This is a genomic window from Stenotrophomonas sp. GbtcB23 (assembly GCF_019091045.1).
Taxonomy (GTDB): Bacteria; Pseudomonadota; Gammaproteobacteria; order Xanthomonadales; family Xanthomonadaceae; genus Stenotrophomonas; species Stenotrophomonas rhizophila_A.
On sequence record NZ_JAGXKC010000693.1, the window covers coordinates 1 to 236 of the forward strand.

The window sequence follows — 236 nt, forward strand, 5'->3', positions numbered from 1 at the left end:
GAAACCGGTAACGCAATGCAATCAACGGCAACGGCTTCTGCTTCGTTGCAGGTCTTGCGTTACCGGGCGTTGATACGTTCACTGTGGTCGTTCGGGAACCGTCCCTACCCGGCTAGCCCTTCATGCGTAAAAGCAGGTCGCGCTGTGGCGTGAATACCGTTGCCATGCCGTCCACCACCCCGTCGCTTTTGGCCAGCGCATCCATCGGGTCGGCCATGCGGTCGGCGGTCAGTGCG

The 236-nt window shown here is 61.0% G+C and carries 1 pseudogene; it reads right to left on the minus strand.

Annotated features, from left to right (window positions below):
* Positions 1–112: 112 nt before the first annotated feature.
* Positions 113–236 (minus strand): annotated as a pseudogene (locus KVS69_RS21245) (VanZ family protein); the annotation flags it as partial.